This window comes from Clostridium sp. AF34-10BH (genome assembly GCF_003478095.1).
In the GTDB taxonomy this organism is placed as follows: domain Bacteria; phylum Bacillota; class Clostridia; order Lachnospirales; family Lachnospiraceae; genus Acetatifactor; species Acetatifactor acetigignens.
In genome coordinates, this window is sequence record NZ_QUEC01000011.1 from 1 (window position 1) to 25,174 (window position 25,174).

The window sequence follows — 25,174 nt, forward strand, 5'->3', positions numbered from 1 at the left end:
GGTGTTCCACTCTATTTTTGCATGGCTCGTAGCTATGCTAACTTTCCATTTACAATATAATTACATTCGCACATTTCACATCATTGGCGAGGTCGTACACTTTGCCGGTGGTGAGACCCAGAACTTTGGGGCGCAGCACCGCATTGGGAACGTTCTCCACAATACGGGCGGTCTCTCCGTTGCTCAATGCCACATCTGTGCCTACCGGATAGAGAATAACGCTCTCCAGGAAGCACCGCATAACTGTAATATCCAGCTCTTCCGTCATGGACATGATCATTTCCACGGCATCTCTGGGAGAAAACGGCTTCTTATACGGCCGCTCCGTCACCAATGCATCATAAATATCCGACACAGAGATCAGTCTGGCAAACAGGTCGATCTTGTCCCCTGTGATCCCCATAGGATATCCTTTTCCGTTCATTTTCTCATGATGCTGTAACACACCCAGCTTGATCTCCATGGACAGATCTTCCTTGGACTGCAGAATACGATATCCGTACACGGAATGCTGCTTCATAATGGCAAACTCTTCATCCGTCAGCCGCGCCGCCTTATTCAGGATCTCATTGGGTACTTTTGATTTTCCGATATCATGTAAAAGTCCTGCGATTCCGATCTCGTAGACCTGCTTGTCATCCAGTCCGTATTTCTGCGCCACGATCATGGACATCGTTGCCACATCCACACTATGTTTGAAAGTGTACTCATCACTGATCTTCAATGCACCGATATCCACTGCTACTGCATCATTATCCTCAATAGCCCGCAGCAGGTCATCCGTAATACTCCGGGAAGCATTGGTAAAATCCGGTGACTGCGTATCCTGATACAAATACTGCACTCCCTGTGCCACGCGGCTTCGCACGCTCTCTGAGATCTGTACCTTGGCAGGATCCTTCACCTTCACCTGTTCATATTTTTTCTGTAATGGTTCCGGCAGTTCCTGCGGCTTGTCCGCATCCGCCGGCTTCACATCCTCTGTACCCTCACAGGTATAAATTCCTGTAACCCCCATTTTCTTCAGCGCATCGATATGGAAATCCTCCAGTCGGGTACGTCTGGCGATCAGTACACGGCCTGCACGGTCTATGATTGCCTGATCGATCATCATCCCCGGCTGCACAATGCGCAGCGGGACATATTTTCTCCTGATCATCGGTCCCTTCCCCTTTCCGAATGATTTTGGTTCATGCTTTATTGTAACATATCTTCATGAATTCTTAAAGATATCTGTCAAAAAGCTTAAAACTGCTTAAAAGACTTTTTATGGGACAATCCTTTATACTCTTCTATAGAAAAGACGGTTATTTTGTCAAAAAAGGTTCTAACGGGAGGGATTTCTATGAATGCAAATGCAGCTTATCAGGTTCCGGTGCAACAACGCCGCCGCAGAATTTCCAGGCAGGAGATGCTCCGCAGGAAGCGGGCGATCCGCAGAAGAAAACGCATAGTCTGCTTCCTCCGGGTCTCATTTGCCATCGTGTTGCTCCTGACCGCAGTCTCTTTCTGGCAGGATTACGGCCATGAGATTCTTCCTGCCGTCAATCATCTGTATTATCAGCTGACTGCCCGGTATGATCTGCCGGTTGTCCAATATGATTTTGCTGCACTGCGGGAAGAAAATGAATCTGACGCTGCCGGAAGTCTCTCTACCACCGCAGATACCGTAAGCATCACGGAAGCACTGGCCGATCTTGCCCAAAATAATGCCGAAGCCGCGGATTTCGTGGCAGACTACCCCAACAGACAAAATTATCTGGGACAGTCCATCGATCTTGCTTCCGATGTTCTCATTGGACAGGTGCCTCTGCTCCTGCAATGGGACAAGCGCTGGGGCTACGAGTCCTACGGTGATAGCATCATCGGTCTCGCCGGCTGTGGTCCCACCTGTCTGTCCATGGTCTATGTCTATTTCACCCACGATTTGAACGGCACCCCGAGAGAGATTGCCTCCTACTGTGAAAAGAACGGTTATTATACGGAAAATGGCACCAGCTGGTCCCTGTGGACCGAAGGGCTTCCTGCCCTCGGCCTGTCCGGCAAGGAACTTCCCCTGGGTGAAAACAGCATGAAAACAGCCCTGGATCAGGGAAAACTTATCGTATGCAGCATGCGGCCGGGGGATTTCACCACCTCCGGCCACTATATCCTGCTCTATGATTATGATGACACGGGCTTTTGCGTCAAAGATCCCAATCGGGTAAGCAATTCTTCCCGCACCTGGGATTATGACACGCTGTCTCCGCAGATCAAAAATCTGTGGGCCGTCAGCCCCACTGGTTTTTAACAATGTCTGCCAGAATCTTTGCTGTGCCGTCGATGCCGAACCGGCTGCTGTCGATCATGAGATCCTTATGGTCGAAAACGCTCTGCCAGCCGGGAATATAGGCTTTGTGGTAACGATTTCTGGCAGCATCCACATCCCGCATCATTTTCTTTGCCGTCTGGGGATCCATCTGCAGGTTCTCCACACAGTTTTTCAGCCTTGACTCATCGGGGGCATAGACATACACATTCAGATGATTCGGGATATCCTCCAGAATATAGTCCGCACAGCGTCCCACAATGATGCAGGATCCCTTGGCTGCGAAATCCCGGATGATATTTTTCTGGGTAAGAAAGATCTCATCCTTGAGGCTGGACATTCCCATTCCGAGCGGATACTGCCTCCGGAAGAAAGTAGACTTCATACTCTCTTCTTCATCGCTGATGACAGATACCGGAAGGCCCATGCGCTTCGCCGTAGCCTCCACAATATCTCTGTCCAGGAATTCTATTCCCAGTATTTCGGACAGTTCCCTGGCAATGGAACGCCCCATACTTCCGAATTGTCTTGAAATCGTGATCACATACTGTTCCATGGATATCCTCTTTTCTTTTCTCGTTTAATCTGCGGTCACACGTACCGGTCTCTTCCGCCGTTTCTGCATGGTACGTACCACGCAGGACAGTGTGTAGTTGATGATAAAATAGATCAATGCAGCTACACCAAACAGCACAAATACATCCGATACGTTTACATTGCCAGTACCATTGTAACGGCTGGCTGCGGAAAGCAGCTGTTTGGTCCGAGCCATCAGTTCGATGGTCGCCACATTTGCCAGATAGGAAGAGTCCTTGATGGTGGTGATCACCTGACTCAACAGGGTAGGAATGACATTGCGGTAAGCCTGCGGCAGAATAATATAGATCATGACCTGTACCACATTGAATCCCTGTGCGTGGCCGGCTTCAAACTGTCCATGTGCGATGGAATTCAGTCCTCCGCGGATGATCTCCGCAATAACGGAAGAGGTAAACAGGATCAAAGCAACTGCTGCCTTGAACAACAGCTTGGTCTCTACTGTGGTCAGCCCGAACAGTTTCCGGTTGAACAGCTCCGGGCAGGGGCAGAATACCAGGCATATGAAAATCCACAGCAGCAACGGTGTATTTCGAAATACTTCTATGTATACGGTGGCAATCATGCCAAATATTTTCGTCTTTTTGCTTGTGCAGTAGTTTCTGCACAGGGCCAGTACCGAACCGATGACGATTCCCAGCACAACAGCGATCAGGGCAATGATCAGAGTGAATACCGTACCTTTGAGAATGTAGGCCATAACACCTTTCTGTCCCAGTATGGAAAAGCTTGCTTCCAGGTTACTCATTGTCCGTCACCGTCCCTTCTGTTCTCTGAAATGTCACCCGCTGGTCTCTTTTCTTCAGATGGATCTCCCAGACACTGGCTGTCTTGGAGAGGGGATAACATATAACGAAAAATAACAGTCCACTGACCAGATAGGCCGGAGCATAGGCTCCACCGGTATTTTCACCGGTGACAAAGCTGTAAGTCAGCGAGATCAGATCCGCTCCGCCGATAATATACAGGCAGGAGGTATTTTTGATCAGGTTTACGATCTGGTTCACCATGGGCGGCAGAATGATCTTGATGCTCTGGGGCAGGATAATATAATACATCCGCTCCACATAAGTGAATCCCTGGGACACAGCCGCCTCGAACTGTCCCTTGGGGACGGCCTCGATGCCCGCACGCACCACCTCGGCCATATAGGCTCCGGTGTATACGCCCAGTGCAACGATACCTGTCGGCAGGATTCCGATACTGTGACCGGAAAAAGCCAGCGCATAGTAGAAGAAACACAGCTGAAGCAAAATCGGTGTATTCTGCATGATCTCCACATAGACTCTGCTGATGATCTGCAATACCTTTTTTCCGCTGGTAGCCATCAGGCCAAAGATCACACCCAGTGCCAGCGATAACAGGATCGCAAAAAATGCTGTCTCCACAGTATTCAGAAGTCCTAACAGGAATGTGCTCCTGTACGCCCAGACCTTGCCCCAGGCTCTTGCTGAAATAATACCAGACATAGTGTTTCCTCCCAGTTACTTTTTTCTTTTTTACTCTAATCCGTTCTCTGTGATCAGGCTGTCAATGGTACCGTCTGCCAGCCATCCCTGTACCAGTTCATCCACGTATGCAGAGAAGCCGGAACCCTTGGTGGTAGCCACGCCATATTCCTGAGGGGAGAACTTGTCGTCGATGTAGGAACGTCCGTCAGTCTTGTAAATAGCCAGAATGGACTTATCTACACAGAAGGCATCTACTTCACCGGCACTCAGTGCGGTGGAGATTGCAGGGTAGTCATCATACTGCTGGAAAGAGATTCCGGTAGTCCACAGTGCGGGATCAAAGGTATCTGCATCAAAGCCGCTGCCATCGATCAGGCCTGCATCGATCATAGCCTTTACCAGTGCCTTTGCGGAAGTGGATCCGGAGGATACACCGACCTTCTTGTCTACCAGGTCTGCCAGGGAGCTGATGCCGCTCTTATCCTCTACCAGTACGGTTACATAGTCTGTAAAATAAGGAGTGGAGAAATCCCAGCTCTGCTTTCTCTCATCGGTGATGGTGAAAGTAGCCAGTACACAGTCAATATCGCCGGAATCCAGAAGCTCGGTTCTTGTAGCTGCGGTTACGGCGGTGAACTCTACATCCACGCCAAGGCTCTCTGCGATCTTCTCAGCCAGGCTGATCTCCAGTCCGGAATACTCACCGGTCAGGGTATCCTGGAAGCCAAAGCCTACTACTGCATTTTTAACGCCGACTCTCAATACACCACGGTCTACGATTGCCTGTACGTCTGCTGCCAGCTCGCCGTCTGTTGCAGGAGTTTCCGCTCCTGTTTCTGTGGTTGCTGCTGCGGTACTTTCCGCTGCAGGTGCTGTTGCCCCGGAAGCGGAGGCATCAGTGCTGCCGCATCCGGTAAATAAAGTTGCAGTCATTGCCATGACTGCTGCCAATGCAGTCCATTTTCTTAGATTTTTCATAACGTTTTCCTCCTTTAATTCCCTTTACTTATATATCTAAACACGAAGCCTTCTGACTGACATGCTGTAAATATGACTTCGTGGATAGACCTGCTGTTATGTAATGCTGCGGTCTAACGGATGATCTTGCCCAGGAACTGTTTTACACGTTCGTTGGAAGGATTGTCGAAGAAATGATCCGGCGTACCTTCCTCAATGATCTGTCCGTCTGCCATGAATACGATACGGTCCGCCACCTGTCTGGCAAATCCCATCTCGTGGGTAACCACTACCATGGTGATGTTTTCCTTAGCCAGCTTGATCATGACATCCAGTACTTCCTGGATTGTCTCCGGATCCAGTGCGGAAGTCGGCTCATCGAAAAGAATGATCTTCGTCTGTGCACACAGGGCTCTCGCTATGGCGATTCTCTGCTGCTGTCCGCCGGAAAGTGTTGTGGGATACACATGAGCCTTATCCCTAAGTCCTACCACATCCAGATAATGATAAGCCAGATCCTCGGCTTCCTTTTTGCTCTTGTGATGCAGCTTCATGGGTGCTATGGTCAGGTTCTTCAATACCGTCATATGCGGATACAGGTTGAACTGCTGGAATACCATGGAGATGGACTCCCGGATGATCTTGGTCTTGTTCGCATGGGTCAGCTTCTGTCCATCAATATATACTTGACCACTGGTAGGCTCCTCCAGGAAATTCATGCATCGCACGGTGGTGGATTTACCGGAACCGGAGGGTCCGATGATAACCAGCTTCTCGCCTTCTTTTACTTCCAGATTTACATTTTTCAGTACCTGGAGATCTCCGAAATTCTTACATACATTTTCCAGTCTGATCATTTTGCTCCTCCATTCTACGTTCCGGGCAGGAATTTTTGATAATAGAAAAAGGCGCTTTTACCGATCCGGTAAAAACGCCTTTGTTTTTATGGGTTACATATTATACAGTTTTGTGCGCTTTGTCAAGACTTTTATTTCATTAATTCTTTCAGGACCTCTTTTGCCTTCTCCAGCTGATTGTCCACCGGATCATCACTGTTGTAGTATGCTTCCCCGTCAAACTCGCATTCCACATCCGGTTCAATACCGGTTCCGTGGATATTGCGGCCATTGGGAGTATAGTAAGCGCTGATGGTGATCTTGATGGCGGATCCGTCGGTGAAGGGCATGATCTGCTGTACGATTCCTTTACCGAAGGTCGTGGTACCTACCAGGGTTCCAACGCCGTAGTCCTGGATTGCTCCGGCCAAAATCTCGGAGGCACTGGCACTGTTCATATCCACCAGTACCACCAGAGGTACTTCCAGAGGAGTCTTGCCGTCACAGGTATACTCTGTGCGCTTGCCTGCCTTGTCCTCGGTATATACGATCATGCCTTCCGGGAGCAGCTTTCTGGCAATTTTAACCACTGCATCCAGACTTCCACCGGGATTGCCCCGCAGATCCAGGATCAGGCCTTCCATGCCGGAGCCCTTCACGGTTGCCAGTGCATCGGTAAACTGGTCTATGGTCACATCGTCGAATTCCACGATCTGGATATATGCCATATTGTCATCCAACATTTCGTATTTTACGGTGGGACTCTCTACCTTGGCTCTCTCCACGGTGACGTGCAGATAATCCCCGGCGCCCTGTCTGACAATGGTCAGATCCACTGTGGTCCCGGCTTCTCCGCGGATCATATTCACCGCTTCCGTCAACGTCTTACCTGCAGTGGAGACACCGTCCACTTCATAGATAATATCGTTGGCACGCAAATCCACATCAGCTGCCGGTGCTCCTTCGATCACGCCGCTGATCTTGGGCAGATTGGTCTCGGAATCCATGCTGACATAGGCACCGATGCCAAAGTAAATGCCCTGTGTCTGTTCCGTCAGTTCATTCAGCTCCTCTGCGGTATAGTACTCGGAATACGGGTCATCCAGAGAGTCCATCAGGCCACGGAACATACCGTCTTCCAGCTGTTCATTGGTGACCTCACTCAGATAAAAGTTCTCCTTCACAGTGTCTTCCAGCAATTGCAGTTTTTTAATGGTCTGTGCATTGACCGCGGAATCTTCTCCATAGGATACCTGTGCTGCCACATCATCCTTCATGGTCATGATGTTGTGGATCTGAAAAGCGATAAAGATACCGCCCACGATCAGCAACGTGGCCGCAAAGCCAACGATAAGGCCACTGAGAAATAAGCCTTTTTTCTCGCCATTATTTGCCGCCGGAGTTACAGAAGCCTGTTCTTCGGTGGTGGTTTCCAGTTCCTTATTTTCCTCCATAAATGCTCTCCTTTATTTCCAAGATATTGTCGCAACACGTCCTGCTTCTTGTCGCAACACGCATTTCTCCGTGCTTCGCACTCTCGAAATGCTGCATACATTCGCATTCCGGGCTATCGCCCTACTTGCTCATGTATGTTTGATTGTCTAATAGACAGATCACTTAGCCTGCAAGCAGTCACGTGATTCTGTCTATTGACAATCTATTGCGACAAGTAGTTCCAGGGGGATGTGTAAGCTCCATCCTTACGCACGCTGAAGTGCAGATGGTTGCCGGTGGAACGTCCGGTGGAGCCCACTGCGGCTATCGTCTCTCCTCTGACCACAATATCGTCCTTGGATACATATAATGCCGAGGCATGCATATAGATCGTATACAGTCCACCACCATGGTCGATCATCACGTAGTTGCCCATGGTGTTGCTGTAAGTGGCTGCCACCACCTGTCCGTCATAGGCCGCATAAATAGCCGTGCCCTTGGGCGCCGCGAAATCCACGCCGTTGTGGAACTGTTCGATTCCCAGTGTCGGATGGATACGGTTGCCGTAATCATCCGAGATCCGGGTATAGGTTGCCAGCGGGAACTTAAAGGTACCGCCATCGTAAGTCAGCACAGTACCACTGGCCTCCAGGATCTTTTTTTTCTCTGCGGCAATGGCAGCCTCCAGGGCTGCAATCTCCGCATCCTGATCCGCAATGGACTGCTTGTATTCCTTGATGGCCTGTTCCTTGTTGGTAATATCGGATTCGTAAGCGGTGATATCCCGGTTCTTCTGGTCGATCAGAGCCTCCATATTGGCCTGCTCCTGTTCCACGCCGGCCTTGGCCTCATCCAGAATGGCTTTCTCCGCTTCCAGTTCCTCTTTGCAGAGTTCAATATATTTGCGGTTCTCCATGAAGTCTTTCCATTGCTGTCTGTCATAAGCCATGATCAGATCCATGAAATCCGCCCGGTTCAGGAAATCGCTGAAGCTTTCTGCTTTCAACATCATATCGAGGATGTAGGAATCCCCTTTCTCATACATAATTCTTATGCGGCGGATCATGGCATCTTTCTGATTTTCTTCTCTCTCCAGTGCCGCATCCAGTTCCGCCTGGGTCTTTGCAATTTCTTCTTCTTTTGCTGTGATCTTATTTTTCAGATCCGCAATATTCTGTTCGATCTGGCTCAGATTCTGATCCAGCTGGGTTACATAATTTTTCAGATTGGTCTTCTGTGTCTCCAGGTCTTTCTTGATCTGCTCCAAATTGCTCAGATTGCTTTTCATCTGTTCACGTTCTTTTTCCGCCTGTTTGATCTGATCCTGTTTGTCCCGGATACTGTCAGAGGTAATGGATGACATATTGGTCGCATTTACCCGCAATCCCTGCATGCCGAAGGAAACCGTCAGGATCAGGCACAGTGCCAGGCACAGGAAGCCTTTTTTCTTTTTATTCAATTTGATTTAGTCTCCATTCTTAAAATGTCATGATGCAGTGCAGAGCCACACTCCGCACACATCATGACAAATAGGATCCGGGTTATCTGCTGGAATTGTATTTACACGTGCAGATGCTTTCTTACAGTAGCGATACTTCCCAGGAAACCGATACCCACACCGACACCCAGAGATACCGGGATCAGGAAATGGAATATCTCGTCCACAGACAGGAAATTCAGGAAGCCGCTGAGTACCATAAAACGGTTGATCACATAGTTCAACGCATAATTGTAAAGGGAATAGATCAGTCCCAGCGGTACTGCTGCACCGATCAGACCGATCAGCATACCTTCCAGCACAAAGGGCGCACGCACGAAAAAGTCGGTAGCGCCGATATATTTCATAATATTGATCTCCGCAGAACGGACAGAAATACCGATAGCTACGGTATTGCTGATCAGGAAGATGCTGACTGCCAGCAGGATCACGATGATTCCCATGGACACGTAGGCGATCAGAAGGTTCAGACCGCTCAGTGTGTTGGCTGTCATTTCGGAATAGTTGACCTTGCGCACCTCCGGAATGGACTGCAGCCAGGTCACCAGTGCATCCTGCATGGAGACATCACTCAGGAAAATCTCATAAGTATCCTCTCCTGCCAGTGGATTCTCGGGGAATCCTTCTGCATAATCCTCACCGAAATAATCCGGTCCGAAGGTTGCCCATGCATCATCTGCAGACTGGAACTGTACCTCGGATACCTCTGCACGCTTGGCAATCTCCTGTCCGATCTCTTCCAGGCGCTGTTCGGACGGGATCTGTCCGTCTATATGACTCTCACAGTTATCCATATCACTGTGGAAAAATACCGTAACGGATACACCTTCTTCTGCAGTCTTCAGGATATTCTGAAAGTTGGCCACGATGCAATAGAACAGTCCAAACAGAAACAGGCATGCGGATATCGTGGCAATGGATGCCAGAGAATACCATTTATTCCGGAAAATATTGACAAATCCCTGCTTGATCGTATAAAAAAGTGTACTAATCTTCATCGATATACCCACCCTTCTCTTCGTCACTGATGATCACACCTTTTTTCATGGTGATCACTCGTTTCTGCATGGCATTGACGATTTCGCGGTTATGGGTGACCACGACTACCGTGGTGCCGCTCTCATTGATCTCCTCCAGCAATTTCATGATCTCCCAGGAATTATTGGGATCCAGATTACCGGTGGGCTCATCTGCCAGCAGTACGGAAGGATTGTTCACCAGCGCTCTGGCCAGTGCAACACGCTGCTGCTCACCGCCGGAGAGCTGTTTGGTCTTGGCCTTATATTTGCCTGCCAGTCCCACAGTTGCCAGAATCGCAGGAACATTTCTGCGGATCTCACTGACGGGAGTCTCTACGATACGCTGTGCGAATGCTACATTTTCATAGACATTGCGGTCATTCAGCAGTCGGAAATCCTGGAATACGACACCCAGGTTACGACGAAAACGGGGGATCTGCCTGTGCTTTAATTTCGCCAGATCATTTCCCATAACATAAACACTGCCGCTGGTCGCTGTAAGCTCCCGCAGCAGTAATTTGATCAACGTGGATTTACCGGATCCGCTGTCACCTACAATAAATACAAATTCCCCTCTTCCGATGCTTAACGACACACCATTCAGTGCCGGAGAACCTGAGGAATAAGACTTGCTGACGTTGTCCAGGAAAATGATTCCGTTTTCCTCAATGATCCGCTCTCTTTTCAGCCTTTGTGTTTCTTTTCTTGTCATTTTATGATCATGCCTTTCTATTGCCCGTAAGATCCCACCCTGCGGACAGTTGCTACCTTTGTGCTACCATATTGATCCCTATTCAGAGCCTCATTCGCAAAATCGCATCTACGATGCTCTTCTAAACAACAAGTTAACTTGTTGTTTGCTCATTTGAGGCTTTCTCGCCAAAGAAATCAATACTCATATGTTTCCATATACTTCATGTATTTTACGACCATCAATGCGATCTTGAAGGTGATGGCATCTTCAAATACCCGCAGATCCAGCCCTGTACTCTTCTGTAACTTATCCAGACGATATACCAGCGTATTTCTGTGAATAAACAGCTGTCTGGAGGTCTCTGACACATTCAGGCTGTTCTCGAAGAACTTGTAAATGGTCGTCAGGGTCTCCTCGTCAAAATCATCCGGGCTCTTGCCTCCGAAGATCTCACGGATAAACATTTTGCACAGAGGAATGGGCAGCTGATAGATCAGACGGCCGATTCCCAGTTCACTATATGCGATAATATCTCTCTCGTCAAAGAAGATCTTACCTACATCCAGAGCCATCTTTGCTTCCTTGTAGGAACGGCTGACTTCTTTGATCTCATGTACAATGGTACCGTATGCAATACGGATCTCACGGATACCTTCCTTCAGGAGAGCCGCTTCCAGTGCTCTTGCCGATTTTTCAATTTCTTTGCCGGTATCGGTCTCTGCGAATTCCTTCACCACGATCACGTTGCTCTCGTCTACCGCTGTGATGAAATCCTTGCTGTTGCTGCCAAAATGAGTTCTGGCCAGTTCCAGGACATTATTATCCTTGCCTCCCGCAGATTCCACGATCATGACCACTCTGGGCACGTCTGTCTGAATATGCAGCTTCTTGGAACGGCTGTAGATATCCACCAGCAGCAGATTATCCAGCAGCAGATTCTTGATGAAATTGTCCTTATCAAATCTCTCCTTATAGGCCACCAGCAGATTCTGGATCTGAAACGCAACCATTTTGCCGATCATATAGACATCCTCACCGGTACCTCCGGCTACGAGAATATACTCCAGCTGCTGCTCATCATAGATCTTGAAATACTGATATCCCTGGATCTCCTGGGAGTCCGCCGGTGATGCCGCGAATTCCACCGCGGGCTTGGAACAGTTGCCCATATCCATGGTGGCCGCTACTTCCTTGCCATCCACATCCATGACACACAATTCCACTCTGGCGATTCCTTTCAATCCTTCAATGGTGTTCTGTAAAATCTGATTTGATATCATCTTCTGCTCCTTCAGTCCCCAAACATACTTCTCTTTTGCTATAACCCCGAAAAATAATATGAGAGTCCATATCATATATAAATTTACAGAAAAACTGGTAAAAATGCAATAGTTTTTTATGCATTTTTTAGTAAAAATGCCTTTTTCTTTTAAATAGGCGCAAAAAAAGAATTCGGAAAACTAATATTCCGAACTCTTTTTGTCTTAGCGTTTATTATGTATTATTTCTGCGCTAAATCCGCAGATCGATATTCGCACCAAGTTCCGGTGTTACGCTACGTTCCATAGCAGCGGAATCAATCATCTGGACGATTCCCTGTCCCAGTGCTTCGTTCGTATCCATCGCCTTGCTCAGCACAGCTGTTCCGATTTTCGTCTGCAGATTATTTGAAGCCATTGACATTGATAATCCTGCGATATCCATGATAACACCTCCTGTATCTGTTCATATCTCTCAGATTATGTTCTTACTATAGCACACTTTTTTTGTTTTTTCCACACTATCCACGCACCCTGCGAATATTTTTCTCCGTGATCTGGATCTTGCCTTCTTTTAACAGATGTCCTACCGCGCGCTTGAACTCGTTCTTGCTCATGCCGGTCTCATGGGCAATGACCTCCGGCGCCGCCTTATCATTAAACGGCAGAGAACCTTCATAGCTGTCCAGCAGTCTCTCGATCTTCTCCGCATCCTTCTGAATCTGCAGATAGGCTTTTTCCCGGACACTCAGTGTCAGCTTACCGTCTTCCAACACTTTTACCACTCTGGCAGTGACCTGATCGCCAATCCTGAGCTCGGTATCTCCGAACAGTTCTTTTTTCGGGATCAGTCCGGAAAAGCAGTTATCCACTGCCACAAACGCACCGAAATTCTTGCTGATCTCATAGATCCGGCCGGTTACCTTATCGTCTTTTTTGTACGGGCTGTCCGTGCGCAGATGTTCATAGACATTCATGGTCGCACACAGTCTGCCGCTCTTGTCGATATAGAGGGCTGCCAGCACCTGTTCTCCGGTCTTTACCTTGCGGGTCTGCTGCTTAAAGGGCAGGAGCAGATCCTTCTCCAGTCCCCAGTCCAGGAAAGCACCTACTTTCCCTACCTGTACTACAGTGAGCAGAGCCACCTGTCCCATACACAGCTTCGGGGTTCTCGTCGTAGAGATCAGACGGTCACTGGAATCCCGGTACAGGAATACTTCCAGTTCATCTCCGACCTTTGCTCCTTCCGGCACCTGCTTCGCCGGCAGCAGCACTTTGTCCTCCGGTGCTTCCTTCGTTGCCAGATACACTCCGAATTCTACTTTTTTCACTACTACCAGCGTCTGTTTTTCGCCTAATCTCAATTCCACGTTCTCTCCTGTTCTGACAGCATAGGATTACTGTCCCTGAAATTCCACTGATACATAAGGTTTCCTGGCTTCGTCCTGCAGGCAGATGACGTAGTCATTCTCTGTAGACACTACATACGGATGCAATACATCATCCAGGAATGCCTGTTTCTTGTATTCCGCCCGCATCTGACGGATCACAAAATCATCCGGCAGATACTCCATGGCAATATTTACATACTGCCCATTGTTTACATGATGGTTGGTGTCCAGGTGATGTTTTTTCACCACGATGGGTTCCAACAGTTCTCCACCTTCCGGCACGGAAATTTTGCGGGGGGCATACTCCATGTCCAGCTTTTCGTCTATTTCGTAGCCCTTATGCATGGCTTCGTTCACCATTACCGGTTTGCCGGTGCCGACATCCAGCAGACTCCATAAGGAGTTGGCTTTCGCCAGATATTCTCCCTGTTCATCCAGCATGGCAAAATTACGGTATCCCAAAAATACTTTTAGCTCATAGGGCAGCGTCACGATCTTTACTTTTTCCCCTAATTTCGGATAACGGTTCACCACGATCTGCCAGGAGGAAAGGACCCAGACCTGACCAATCTCCTTCATATAACCGATTCCCAGCCCCACATCCTCCGAATGGAAGGTGGAACAATCCTGAAAATAATTCAGTAATGCGTCCAGCGTAAGATACCCTTCACTGTCTGTCTCGCTGTAACGTATTCTACTGTCAAATGCGTACATAACTTCCGATCTCCTTTGCGGCGATGTTCTGCCGCAGCCGTTCTTTTTACAGATTTCCCGTAATTGCTGTAACAATCTCCGGGAACATCTGGATAATGATCATGGCGATCCAGAAAACACAGTAGCATATCATTCCCGGATTGCCGATCACGGTCTTGAATCTCCGTCCCTTTGCAATCTGTCCCGGCTCTAATTTCAGCTTCTTACGATATACAATGAACAATACGATTCCCGTAACCAATACTGCCAGAATAAACAATACATAGATCATATAGCCGATCCAGCCCGGCAGGTACTTCATCATGTAGTCCATGACAGCCTGTGAATCTGCCCCGTTCATAATGACTTCCTGGTATTCCTCCAGATGGATTGCTTTCAATAACAGTACACTGACTACGGCACCCATAAAATTAATGCACATGTGCAAGCCGATGGTCACTTTCAGTTCTCCGGTCTTCACATACAGAAATGCCAGAAACATTCCCAGTAAAAATGCGTAGGCAAACTGATTCAGGTTGCCATGGAACAATCCGAACATCAGACCGGACAGAACAACAGCTACTCCCTGTCCGTATCTTACGGTACGATCCACGATCAGTTTCCGGAAAATATATTCCTCAAGGATTGGCGCGCAGATCACCATATAGAGAAATGTCACGATCATATTGGATCCGGTGGCATAGGTCATCAGTGCATTGTCCACTGCGGAGCCTTTTAATGCCCCTACGACAGTGGTGATCAGCGTTCCCACCAGATTACCACAATACATCAGTGCAAAACACATGATCAGCGCCAGAACAAACTGTCCCGGTGTAATGCTTTTCTTCGCGGGTGCTTCCCCGGGCATCCGCTTTACCACAGCGATCAGAACCGGCATACCCACAAGATACAGTGGTAATACTGCCAGGATCAGGCTTATGGTGGTGTCCTGCAGCCATTCCGGCTTCACCGCACCTACGATGGTCATTACTCCCATCTGCACTGCGTAGATGACCAGTGTTCCGATCAGGAATCGGAAACCTAAGCTGGAAAAACTTTTCTTCATGCTTTTTTCTTCCATTTAATTTTCTCTCCCTCATGTACTATAAACTATTCAGAATCACATTTTCTAAATCCGCTCTGAATAGTTACAGCATAGCATAAATCCTTTGAGTATGAAACTATTTTTTCCATGGCTTAAGACAGTTCCATAGGAAAAGGCTGCGCATCTTCAATATGCACAGCCTCTGTAATGTTCCTCTATGACGATCCTGTTATTCTCCCAGACCGTTCTCTACGGCTTCTACCAGGGTCTTCAGGGCTTCTGCCTCATCCTCACCCTCACATACGAATTCGATCTCATCCCCACATTTTACGCAAGCACCCAATACACTGAGTACGCTCTTGGCATTTGCAGTATTTTCACGAAATTTGAAGGTGATCAATGACTTGAACTGCATTGCCTCCTTGCACAGAATTCCGGCGGGACGCAGATGCAGACCCGTGGGATTCTTGATTACGACTTTCTGACTTACCATATAATAAACCCTCCAATATCTATATTATTCTGCATTATTTTCTCTAGTGTTTATGATTTTACTTTTCATTTACATTTCTATCATAGCATGAATGAAAAGCATTCACAAGGGCTTTTACCAGACAACTTTCGGAATCTGTCTGCTAGAACATGATATCCTGTATCAGGTTGGCAAGCTTCCGTGCTTCTTCTTGGATCACCTGCTGATCCTTTCCTTCGATCATGACTCTTACCAGCGGTTCGGTTCCGGAAGGACGGATCAGGACACGGCCCTCTCCGGCGAATTTTTCTTCCAGTTTCCCAATGGCTGCTGCGATCTCCGGATATTCCATATATTTCTCTTTTTTGTGATTGGCCACTTTGGCATTTACCAGTGCCTGGGGCAGTACTTCCATCACCTTAGCCAGTTCTGACAGAGGCTTTCCGGTATCCACCATGACCTGCAGCAGATGCAGTGCACTGAGCAGTCCGTCTCCGGTGGTATTCTCATCCAGGAAAATAATGTGACCGGACTGTTCGCCGCCGAGGCTGGCGCCGATCTCCTTCATGCGCTCCAGTACATAGCGGTCACCTACCTTGGTCTTCTCCATATGGATGGCATTCTTCTCTGCCATCAGGAAGAATCCCAGATTACTCATAACGGTTGCCACGATGGTATCCTTCTTCAGAGTACCCTTGCTCTTCATGTAGTTACCTACGATTGCCATGATCTGGTCACCATCGACGATATTACCGTTCTCATCCACAGCCAGCAGTCTGTCTGCGTCTCCATCGAAGGCCAGACCGACATTGGCCTTTTCATAGACCACTCTGGCCTGCAGTTCTTCCATATGGGTGGAACCACAGTTGGCATTGATATTGGTACCGTCCGGATTGTTGTGAATGGCCACCACGCTGCCGCCCAGTTCTTTCAGGCATTCTACGGATGTATAGAAAGAGGCACCCTCTGCACAATCCACCACGATCTTCAGTCCGGTCAGATCCACATTGACCGCTCTCATGGCATGATTGATGTACTCTTCTCTGGCATCGGTACGGTACTTGATCTTGCCGACTCCGGGACCGATGGGAAATTTGATACCGGGCATATTGTTACGGATCAATGCCTCGATCTCATCTTCCATGGCATCGGGAAGCTTATAGCCGTTACCGTCAAAGAATTTAATACCATTGAACTCTACCGGATTGTGGGATGCGGAGATCACAACGCCGGCATCTACTTTGTATTTCTTGGTCAGATAAGCAACCGCAGGAGTGGGAATCACACCTACGTAGACACAGTTGGCTCCTACGGAGCAGGCTCCTGCCATCAACGCATTCGCCAGCATATCTCCGGAAATTCTGGTATCACAACCCACCATGATCGTGGGTTTATGCTCATTTTCCTTCGTAAGTACATAGGCTCCTGCCTGCCCCAGTTGCATGGCAAGCAACGGAGTCAGTTCCTCGTTGGCAATTCCTCGTACACCATCTGTTCCAAACATTCTAGCCATGATAAAAAACCTCTCATTCTATCTTTTAATTATTTGTATCCTGATTCTTCAGTCGGATGTGGATATTGACATCATTTTCTACCATGATATCCTCCGACAGGTTAAACGTCACAGGGATCGTGTAATTTCCCGGTGTCAGTTCTTCTACATTGTTGTCATCCATCCATTTCTCCAGATCCAGTACTCCCGTCACCGTATCATCCCGCAGAATACTGATATCTCTGTCCAGGCCGGATACCGTGATATCATAAGTCTCCGCCTCTGTAGTGATCTCTGCCTCCATTCCCTCCGGCACACCGCTGATCGTAATGTTCTCTGCCGGTACGGACAGGTCCTTGGTTGCGATCGGTTCAATGTATACCGTTGCAGTGATCTTGCCGTCAAAGCTCTTATCCGCCAGTCTGACGTTAGCGGGCAGGTACTCCTTCAGATTAATGATATCCACCAGATCGCTGGACTGTCCGGTAATATTCATACGATCCTCCGGTACGGTAATGGCAGATACTCCCAACAGTGCTGATGCCGTTCCGGCGATCTTCACTGTAGACCTGCTACTCTCTACTTCACCGGTAGCCATATAACCGTCCTCAGGTACACCCATATATTCAATCTCTACCGGTACTTCCTTCGTTGCCAGCACTTCTACTGTCATATGCGCAGAATCCACGTTTTTCTTGACAGTTTCCAGAGATAGTTCATTGTCGTCCGCATCATACAGCTTAATGTCCACATTAGCCGACAGACTGCTGGTGGAATCTGCTACATTGATGTCCACTCCGGCATGATCGATCTGTGAGATCGCTGATTTAGGTCCGGTTACTTCGATGTTGGTCTGATCCAACGTTACATTGCCGATCATATAACCGGATGCCACCTCTCCCAGCGTGGTGCTCTCCAGTTTGATCCATTTGCTGGTCTTTTCTTCCACATTCAGGCGCACGGAATCGTGATTACCCCTGATCTCCACGGAATCGTTGCTGATATTCTCACAATAATAAGTGATGGCGATCGTATTGATATCTGTCAGTTTGCTCATATCCGCTTCCGCTACAATATCGTTTCTGCGCAATTCGGATTTTACAATACTCTGGGGGCCTGTTACCGTTACTCTTACCAAATTACTGTTGTCCAGCACCTCATATACTTTTCCTTCTTGCTCCAGCAGATCTGTGTTAATCAGTCTGACCTGGATATTATTGAAGGTTACCGTGTCCTTCGGATCATAAATCTGTGCCACCAGAAACCACAATACAAAGGCCAGCACCAGAGAAGCAAGCTTCAGTCCAAGATTACGTGTCAGTAATTTTTTCATTTCTTCTCACGGCTCCTTCCCTTCCAGATTCGCAGATTTTTGTGTTCCTCTCCGGTATTGTTCAGGATCTTATGCATTCTGTCGCGAAGAGTCTCCGCATCCAGATTCCGCTCCAGCTTTCCTTCGTATGCAACGCTGATCTTACCCGTCTCTTCGGATACGATCACCGTCAGGGAATCTGTCACCTCCGAGATACCCACACCGGCACGATGTCTGGTACCCAGTTCCTTGCTCAGTCCCAGGTTATCCGACAGCGGCAGATAACAGGTGGCAGAGGCTACCCGGTTCCCCCGTACGATCACAGCACCGTCATGCAGCGGGGTGTTGTGCTCGAAAATATTGATCAGCAGCTGGCTGGTCACGATACCATCCACATCGATTCCCGTTCTCTCATAATCCCGCAGGGAAACCTTCTGTTCGATAACGATCAGGGCACCGGTCTTGACCTTGCCCATCTCCACACAGGCTTTGGTGATCTCATTAATGGTCTTCTCGGAAAATCCCTCGTCCACACGATGATTGTTGTCAAAAGGTAATACAGAACTGATAATATTCTTCTTGCCCAGTTCCTCCAATGCCTTTCTCAATTCCGGCTGTAGCACCACTATGAGGGCTGTCACCGCAAATCCCAGGACATTCTGGGCCATCCACAGGATGGTAGTCATACGGAAAAAATAAGCCAACAGCAAAAAAATGAGGATGACAACCAGACCCTTGAGCAATACCCATGCCCGGGTCGTCTTCATCCACACTAACGCATAATACAGTAGTACCGCAATGATCAGGATCTCGGCCACATCGCCGAAATCCATGGTTGTGCGGTAACTGCTGAAATTTTTAATATATTCTGCCAGCTTATCCCCTAATTGCATTTTCCATTAATCCCTTCAGAACAATTCTTCATAATCATCGGAGTCATCCTGAGGATTCGTGTGATTGCCGCCTATGGTGACACTTCTGCCACCGGACATCTCGTGTCCGCGGTAACCGCCCTGCTGTCCGTAAGGAACTCCGTTTCCGGCGGGGGTACGTTCTGTCACAACACTTCGGCCTGTTCCTTCTGAGGGCCTGCCGGTATGTGCCGTACTTCTGTAGGTCTGGCCTGCAGATCTCGTACCCTGTCCGGAGGTTCTGGTCTGCTGACCTGCCGGACGTCGCTGTGTATTGATTTTCTTCACTGTATTGGTGGGCGCCGCAACTGTCATTTTGGGCACTGCCTTTACATAGTAATAATACTCGTCATCTTCAAACTGTACTTTCTCCGTTCTGCTATAGTCCAGACAGAATCGGAAAAATTCTATGATCTTGCAGGCGATCAGCGTAACAACGGCACCTAACAGTGCGCTGACGATGGAGAGATTGGTATCGTACATCAGATCTCCCACCAGCAGGATCATCACTTCGATCATAACGCCGGCAACCATGGCAATGGTCCAGGAGTGATCCACACTCATTCTCCGGATCAGATACACCACGATCACGGTAATGGCAAATGCTGCGATCATCACCAGCATTGCCTTGTTCCCCAACATTCCGTCAATCAGCAGGCGCAGTTTGGCAGTGGCTTCCTCTGCTCCCATGGAGTTGATGGTCGGAGCATTGGTGATCACCGTCTGGAGCAGATAATACACCACAACACCGCAGCCTACAGATACGCAGGACGCCGGGGTTCCGATCAGTCCCATTGCCACAGGCATCACATAGGGCAGCTTCAGCATACAAAGCACCGGGGTCAGTACCACTACCAGTGCTTCCTTCGCGGTAAATCTGAGAAACAGCAGATACAGCAACAGGAAAACAACCAGCCCAACCGCCGCGGTTTCAATAGAGAGTGCATACATATGAAGCACTGCAAACATCATTGCAAAAAAAGCCATAAATCCGGTGGGCAGGAAAGAACACAGCAGCGATACGATCAGCACGATGGCCATGTTATCCAGCTTTGTCATATATCCCATTTTGCCGTTTATGATGCTCAGCACGATAACGCCGAGTAAAAACTTGATCACCGGCAGAATAAAAGCTTCATTTCTGCTGTAGATCTTCTTGAGATTCTCTCTTAATTCCAGTAAAGCAGTCATATTTCCTCCAGGTCAATCTGTGTAGGCCGTTTACTCATTGTAAATGGAATTCAACTTCTTCAGATTGTTATAATAGCATTTCAGGCTCTTTTTCGCCCGTGCATAGCGCAGAGAGCAGATCAGATAAGATGCCACTCCATACACTACAACCGTTATTCCATAGTACAGCAGAACATTTTTTCCAAAACCGATCAGGTCCATCTTGTAAATATCCTGCATGAAATTCTCAAAATCATAGAACACAAACAACGCAAAGCAGACTCCATACGCGATCGTCGCACACAGAATGGACTTCAACACCTGTATGGCGATGTAGTCACTGCGGAAATAACGGCCGATGGCCATATTCTTTTTGCCTTCATTCTCTTCATAAGATGCCATTTGCGTCATCAGTATGACTTTTTCTTCGTTCAGCATAATTCCTCCGCTTACAAATGCTTACAGAAAACGCATTCTTTCTCCGTCTCTGGATGTTCTGGGGCTCTGCTGGGGCGCAGTCGGCTTCTTCGGCAGTACACTCTGCAGATCCATGGCCATATCATATTTGCACTTTTCGCAAAATCTTCCGCTGCGGATCGGTGCTCCGCATTTCTCACAGTTCAGCAGAATACTGGATCCTTCTGTCAGTTCCAGTCTCTCTTCTCTCAGCCACTGCTGGATCTGGGACGGCTCCACGTCACAGTTCTCCGATACATCCTGAATACTTACACCGGGGTTATTACGGATGTATTCCTTTACCTCCTGGAACTTGGCTTCCATCTTCTCACGGCAATGCGGGCACAGAAACGGTCCTGCCACATAGTTAAAAATATGTCCGCACATTCTGCAATTTCTTATATTCATAGTATCTCACACCTTCCTGATCATACACCAGACCCACAGGCCAATGTCACGCAATACACTTTTGACACTCCGTGCTCTTTTAACAGTGCTGCGATCTCATCCAGGGTCGTACCTGTTGTATAAATATCATCCACCAGAATAATCCGGTCATATAATTTTACATCATTTCTGCCTATAATAAAAGCCTTTTTCAAATTATTTTGCCGTTCTGTGGGATTTAAATGCTTCATCGGTGCTGTATTTCTCACCCGTTTTACCAGTTTCTCATCTACCGGCAGTTCCAGGCTTCTGCCCAAAGCCCTTGCCAGACATGCTGCCTGGTTATATCCTCTTTTCCGCAGTTTCCCACGGTACAGCGGCACCGGAACTATAACGTCCGGACGCACCCGGCCGATAAAATCTCCCAACAGACGCGCCATTTCTTCTCCGAAAAAATCGCCGTATTCCTGCCGTCCACTATACTTAAAACGATAGATTGACGGAGCCACATCCCTGTATTCGTATAAAGTTCTGGCTCTGTCGTATTTATGTTCCCGGTGCATACAATCACCGCAATACTCTCGTTCCTCCGCCAGTTTCTTTCCGCAACGCATACACCACGGAGCCGTCACCGGCTTTAATTTAGGCAGACATTCCGGGCAGATTTTCCTGCCAAAAGGACGGACGATCCCGTCACAGATCGGGCATCTTCCGGGAAACAGCAGCTGTAATCCCGTTTCCTTTATTTTGCTTATGGTTTTTCTGATCTCTTTCTGCAATCTCAGGCTCCCGTTTTGTTTTCCGTCTACGGTGTATCATTTTCCGGCAGACAGCAGATCTCCCGGATCCGCTGCTCCAATCCCGTATATCTGCGATTCTCGCTGACATTCTCGATCATGTTTCGCACGGTCTCACTGCTTCCCAGAATGGTGACACAGTTCCTGGCACGGGTAATTCCGGTGTACAGAAGGTTGCGGTTGAACAGCATTCTGGGGCCGCCCAACAGTGGCAGGATCACCGCAGGATATTCGCTTCCCTGGGACTTATGGATCGTAATGGCATAAGAGAGTTCCAGTTCCTCCAATGCCGAGAAAGGATAGTTGACCCGTCTTCCGTCATCGAATTCCACCAGCAGTGTGGACATGGTATCATTGATTTCCTTAACCCTTCCCATATCTCCGTTGAATACGCCCATTCCCTTGTCGATGGGAATATTGTATCTCCCGACGATCTCCCATTCGATCTGGTAATTGTTTTTGATCTGCATGACCTTATCGCCTTCCCGGAAAACGGTATTGCCATAGGCATGCTCCTTTTTATGAGGATCCGCTGGATTCAGATAACGCTGTAAGATCTCATTCAACGTCTCACAGCCCAGACTTCCCTTCCTCATAGGGGTCAGTACCTGAATATCAAAGGAGGTGGCTCCCACATATCTGGGTAGCATATCCTGAATCAGCTGGATCATGTGCTTATATATGACATTTACGTCATTTCTTTCCAGTAAAAAGAAATCCTTTGACTTATTGTCCAGAGTGATCTGCTCTCCTCTGTTAATCCGATGGGCATTGACGACAATGTCACTTTGTCCGGCCTGTCGGAAGATCTTCTCCAGAGTTACCATGGGGAACGCCCGGCTGTTCATGAGGTCCCGCAATACCTGTCCGGGTCCCACACTGGGCAGCTGGTCCACATCTCCCACCAGGATCAGTCGTGTTCCCGGAAGAATTGCTTTCAGAAGCGCCTGAAACAGTTGAATATCCACCATGGACATTTCATCAATGATCACTACATCCGCCTCTAAGGGGTTCTCCTGGTTCCGCTCGAAATTTGCCTTTCTGGTGTCGTCTTCCGACAGGGCACTGTTCAGTTCCAACAGACGATGAATGGTCTTCGCCTCAAATCCGGTGGCTTCCGTCATTCTCTTGGCTGCTCTGCCCGTAGGTGCTGCCAGAAAAATGTCCATGCCTTCCGATTCAAAGAATCGGATGATCATATTAATGGTGGTGGTTTTTCCGGTGCCGGGACCTCCGGACAGGATAAACAGGCCATTTTTGATACTTTCCTCCACCGCTTTCAGCTGCAGTTCATCCAGTTCCATGGACAGATTTTCCGCCATGCGTTCCAGACGTTTGCGGATCGCTGCATCCTGGGATGGAAGATTTTCTGCCTCCACCATAGGGATATTCAGATTCCTGAGCATATTGGCACAATTCAACTCCGCATAGTAATAAGAGGAAGCAAATACTGCTTCTCCCTTTGCCACAAGCTTTCGGTCCATGATAAGGTTATCCACCTGAGGACGGATATTTTCCTCTGATACCCCCAATAGTTCGGAAGCTCTGCGCAGCAGAAGATCCAACGGCAGATAACAATGACCTTCTCCCACCGCCTGCAGCAGGGTATACAGAATGCCACTGCGGATGCGGTAATCCGAGTCGGTATGAATGCCGATCTTCCCCGCGATCTCGTCCGCGATACGGAATCCCACACCACTGACATCCTCTGCCAGGCGATAGGGATTCTCCCGCATAACACTGTACATTTCCATACCATAGGTATTATATATTTTTACGGCAAGAGTATTACTGATTCCGTATTGCTGTAAATAGACCAGTGCTTCCCGGAGATCCTTTTTTTCTTCCATCTGGATAGCGATCTCCTGTGCCTTGCGTTCGCTGATCCCCTTTACCTCAGCCAGACGCTCCGGCTCCTCCTCGATGATGCGGAAAGTATCGTCTCCGAATTTTTTTACGATTCTGGCTGCCAGTGCCTCACCGACTCCCCGGATTGCTCCGGAACCCAGATACCGTTCCATTCCCACGCGGTCGGTCGGCGTTACGGTCTCGTAGCTCTGGATCTTGAACTGTCGGCCGTATACGGGATGTTCTATGTATTCTCCCTCTGCGGAAATATTTTCTCCCTGGGTCAGTCCTTTGCACATACCGACACAGGTCATCTCTTCCCCTTCTGTCGACAGGATCATTACCGTATATCCGTTTTCACTGTTTTGAAACACAATATGGTCTACAAAACCTGTAATCGTCTCCATTTTTAGTCCTCATACTATCTGTCTGTTGATTTGTGGGTTTCAAGGCTGTTCTCTCCGAATTGGGAAGAGGTCACCGCGGTGGCGGCGTAAGATAAAAAAGATCAGGGCTGCCGGAAATGGCAGCCCGAAGTCGCTACTCAAGATTGTAATTACGCTTCATCTGCTCATATAGCATCTGTGCCAATCCCAGACTGTTCTGCTCCGTAGAGTCGGATGCGATCTGCTGTACCATCTCATCCTTATAGTAATCCATAAGCTGGGAGTTGGAAGAAGAAGTCTCATCGCTCTCAGGGATGGTCTTCATCATTTCCTTGAACATCTGCTCCAGGAAATAAGCCTCGAACTGCTTGCAGGCATCCATCAGTTCATCGTCTGTTGCTTTGGTGTAATCCGAACCGTTTAACTGGTTCTGCAATTGGGAAGCCGTCTGGTTCGCTGCATTGGTGTATGCGGTGCTGTCCAGAGCGGAACTGCCGTATATAGAAGAGATATCCATAATTTATCCTTTCTAAATTCCACGGTAATGCGACGGGCATTCGCCCTATCAAACCGCAATCTGACGTTTCCGCCTGCAAGCAGGCGAATCGTCCCTACGGTAATGAGCAATGCATCTCGTAAACGCTTCGCGTTTCCTTCGATGTCGGGCATTCGCCCTATCAAACCGCAATCTGACGTTTCCGCCTGCAAGCAGGCGAATCGTCATCTTACGGTTTGACATTTCTCATTACCTACGCAGGTTG

26 protein-coding genes are annotated in these 25,174 nt (G+C 48.4%); 1 reads left to right on the forward strand and 25 read right to left on the reverse strand.

All coding sequences use genetic code 11. The features are described from left to right. Positions 1 to 49: 49 nt before the first annotated feature. Complete coding sequence (locus DWZ61_RS08980; RefSeq protein ID WP_243026381.1) at positions 50 to 1,159, reverse strand: HD-GYP domain-containing protein; 1,110 nt, start codon at positions 1,157 to 1,159, stop codon at positions 50 to 52. A gap of 186 nt (positions 1,160 to 1,345) precedes the next feature. Between DWZ61_RS08980 and DWZ61_RS08985 the strand changes: the two genes are divergently transcribed. Further along, positions 1,346 to 2,290, forward strand: a complete 945-nt coding sequence (locus DWZ61_RS08985; protein WP_117465938.1) for a C39 family peptidase — start codon at positions 1,346 to 1,348, stop codon at positions 2,288 to 2,290. On the opposite strand, the gene DWZ61_RS08990 is transcribed toward DWZ61_RS08985, so the two are convergent. The 24 genes from DWZ61_RS08990 to DWZ61_RS09105 all read right to left on the reverse strand — a co-directional run bounded on the left by DWZ61_RS08990 (position 2,271) and on the right by DWZ61_RS09105 (position 24,930). Further along, positions 2,271 to 2,864 (reverse strand): cytidylate kinase-like family protein, encoded by a 594-nt coding sequence (locus DWZ61_RS08990; protein WP_117465939.1) that lies wholly within the window; start codon positions 2,862 to 2,864, stop codon positions 2,271 to 2,273. The genes DWZ61_RS08985 and DWZ61_RS08990 overlap by 20 nt on opposite strands. A gap of 24 nt (positions 2,865 to 2,888) precedes the next feature. Continuing rightward, on the reverse strand, positions 2,889 to 3,653 hold the full coding sequence (locus DWZ61_RS08995; protein WP_117465940.1) for an amino acid ABC transporter permease: 765 nt from the start codon (positions 3,651 to 3,653) through the stop codon (positions 2,889 to 2,891). After that, a complete protein-coding gene (locus DWZ61_RS09000; RefSeq protein WP_022311910.1) occupies positions 3,646 to 4,374 on the reverse strand; it encodes an amino acid ABC transporter permease in 729 nt (242 codons plus the stop codon). The genes DWZ61_RS08995 and DWZ61_RS09000 overlap by 8 nt, the downstream gene beginning before the upstream one ends. Before the next feature lie 30 nt (positions 4,375 to 4,404). Continuing rightward, positions 4,405 to 5,334, reverse strand: coding sequence for a transporter substrate-binding domain-containing protein (locus DWZ61_RS09005; protein ID WP_243026382.1), 930 nt, complete (start codon positions 5,332 to 5,334; stop codon positions 4,405 to 4,407). Positions 5,335 to 5,447: 113 nt separating this feature from the next. Continuing rightward, entirely contained in the window at positions 5,448 to 6,170 is a 723-nt protein-coding gene (locus DWZ61_RS09010; protein WP_022311912.1) for an amino acid ABC transporter ATP-binding protein, read from the reverse strand. 131 nt (positions 6,171 to 6,301) lie between these two features. Continuing rightward, positions 6,302 to 7,603, reverse strand: a complete 1,302-nt coding sequence (locus DWZ61_RS09015) for a S41 family peptidase (protein WP_117465941.1) — start codon at positions 7,601 to 7,603, stop codon at positions 6,302 to 6,304. A 203-nt stretch (positions 7,604 to 7,806) separates the two neighbouring features. Next, on the reverse strand, positions 7,807 to 9,042 hold the full coding sequence (locus tag DWZ61_RS09020) for a M23 family metallopeptidase (protein ID WP_118538128.1): 1,236 nt from the start codon (positions 9,040 to 9,042) through the stop codon (positions 7,807 to 7,809). A gap of 101 nt (positions 9,043 to 9,143) precedes the next feature. Then, positions 9,144 to 10,079, reverse strand: coding sequence for a permease-like cell division protein FtsX (gene ftsX, locus DWZ61_RS09025; protein ID WP_118538129.1), 936 nt, complete (start codon positions 10,077 to 10,079; stop codon positions 9,144 to 9,146). Then, entirely contained in the window at positions 10,069 to 10,755 is a 687-nt protein-coding gene (gene ftsE / locus DWZ61_RS09030; protein WP_117466002.1) for a cell division ATP-binding protein FtsE, read from the reverse strand. Before ftsE ends, ftsX begins: the two co-directional genes overlap by 11 nt. Positions 10,756 to 10,988: 233 nt before the next feature. Further along, a complete protein-coding gene (locus DWZ61_RS09035; RefSeq protein WP_117465944.1) occupies positions 10,989 to 12,074 on the reverse strand; it encodes a helix-turn-helix domain-containing protein in 1,086 nt (361 codons plus the stop codon). A gap of 232 nt (positions 12,075 to 12,306) precedes the next feature. Next, positions 12,307 to 12,498 (reverse strand): YjfB family protein, encoded by a 192-nt coding sequence (locus DWZ61_RS09040; RefSeq protein WP_022311855.1) that lies wholly within the window; start codon positions 12,496 to 12,498, stop codon positions 12,307 to 12,309. 76 nt (positions 12,499 to 12,574) lie between these two features. Beyond that, the gene (locus DWZ61_RS09045; protein WP_118503095.1) at positions 12,575 to 13,417 is read right to left on the reverse strand and encodes a S1-like domain-containing RNA-binding protein; all 843 of its coding nucleotides are present in this window, start codon (positions 13,415 to 13,417) and stop codon (positions 12,575 to 12,577) included. Between the two features lie 33 nt (positions 13,418 to 13,450). Beyond that, positions 13,451 to 14,158, reverse strand: coding sequence for an acyl-ACP thioesterase domain-containing protein (locus tag DWZ61_RS09050; protein WP_118538130.1), 708 nt, complete (start codon positions 14,156 to 14,158; stop codon positions 13,451 to 13,453). 46 nt (positions 14,159 to 14,204) lie between these two features. Next, complete coding sequence (locus DWZ61_RS09055; protein ID WP_118503099.1) at positions 14,205 to 15,218, reverse strand: type II CAAX endopeptidase family protein; 1,014 nt, start codon at positions 15,216 to 15,218, stop codon at positions 14,205 to 14,207. Positions 15,219 to 15,411: 193 nt separating this feature from the next. Beyond that, entirely contained in the window at positions 15,412 to 15,675 is a 264-nt protein-coding gene (locus DWZ61_RS09060; protein ID WP_022311851.1) for an HPr family phosphocarrier protein, read from the reverse strand. Between the two features lie 142 nt (positions 15,676 to 15,817). Continuing rightward, positions 15,818 to 17,167: a phosphoglucosamine mutase gene (gene glmM, locus DWZ61_RS09065; RefSeq protein WP_022311850.1), complete on the reverse strand. Its 1,350-nt coding sequence runs from the start codon at positions 17,165 to 17,167 to the stop codon at positions 15,818 to 15,820. 25 nt (positions 17,168 to 17,192) lie between these two features. Then, positions 17,193 to 18,479, reverse strand: a complete 1,287-nt coding sequence (locus tag DWZ61_RS09070; protein ID WP_118503101.1) for a CdaR family protein — start codon at positions 18,477 to 18,479, stop codon at positions 17,193 to 17,195. Further along, a complete protein-coding gene (cdaA, locus tag DWZ61_RS09075) occupies positions 18,476 to 19,291 on the reverse strand; it encodes a diadenylate cyclase CdaA (RefSeq protein ID WP_117466004.1) in 816 nt (271 codons plus the stop codon). The genes DWZ61_RS09070 and cdaA overlap by 4 nt, the downstream gene beginning before the upstream one ends. A gap of 75 nt (positions 19,292 to 19,366) precedes the next feature. Continuing rightward, a complete protein-coding gene (locus DWZ61_RS09080) occupies positions 19,367 to 20,560 on the reverse strand; it encodes a hypothetical protein (protein ID WP_181968676.1) in 1,194 nt (397 codons plus the stop codon). Positions 20,561 to 20,590: 30 nt separating this feature from the next. Next, entirely contained in the window at positions 20,591 to 20,977 is a 387-nt protein-coding gene (locus DWZ61_RS09085; protein ID WP_022311846.1) for a hypothetical protein, read from the reverse strand. A 21-nt stretch (positions 20,978 to 20,998) separates the two neighbouring features. Beyond that, on the reverse strand, positions 20,999 to 21,403 hold the full coding sequence (locus tag DWZ61_RS09090) for a flagellar protein (protein WP_117465948.1): 405 nt from the start codon (positions 21,401 to 21,403) through the stop codon (positions 20,999 to 21,001). 20 nt (positions 21,404 to 21,423) lie between these two features. Beyond that, entirely contained in the window at positions 21,424 to 22,161 is a 738-nt protein-coding gene (locus DWZ61_RS09095; RefSeq protein ID WP_243026384.1) for a ComF family protein, read from the reverse strand. Between the two features lie 26 nt (positions 22,162 to 22,187). Further along, positions 22,188 to 24,434: an ATP-dependent RecD-like DNA helicase gene (locus DWZ61_RS09100; protein WP_022311843.1), complete on the reverse strand. Its 2,247-nt coding sequence runs from the start codon at positions 24,432 to 24,434 to the stop codon at positions 22,188 to 22,190. A gap of 133 nt (positions 24,435 to 24,567) precedes the next feature. Then, positions 24,568 to 24,930, reverse strand: a complete 363-nt coding sequence (locus DWZ61_RS09105) for a rod-binding protein (protein ID WP_118538131.1) — start codon at positions 24,928 to 24,930, stop codon at positions 24,568 to 24,570. Between the last annotated feature and the right edge of the window lie 244 nt (positions 24,931 to 25,174).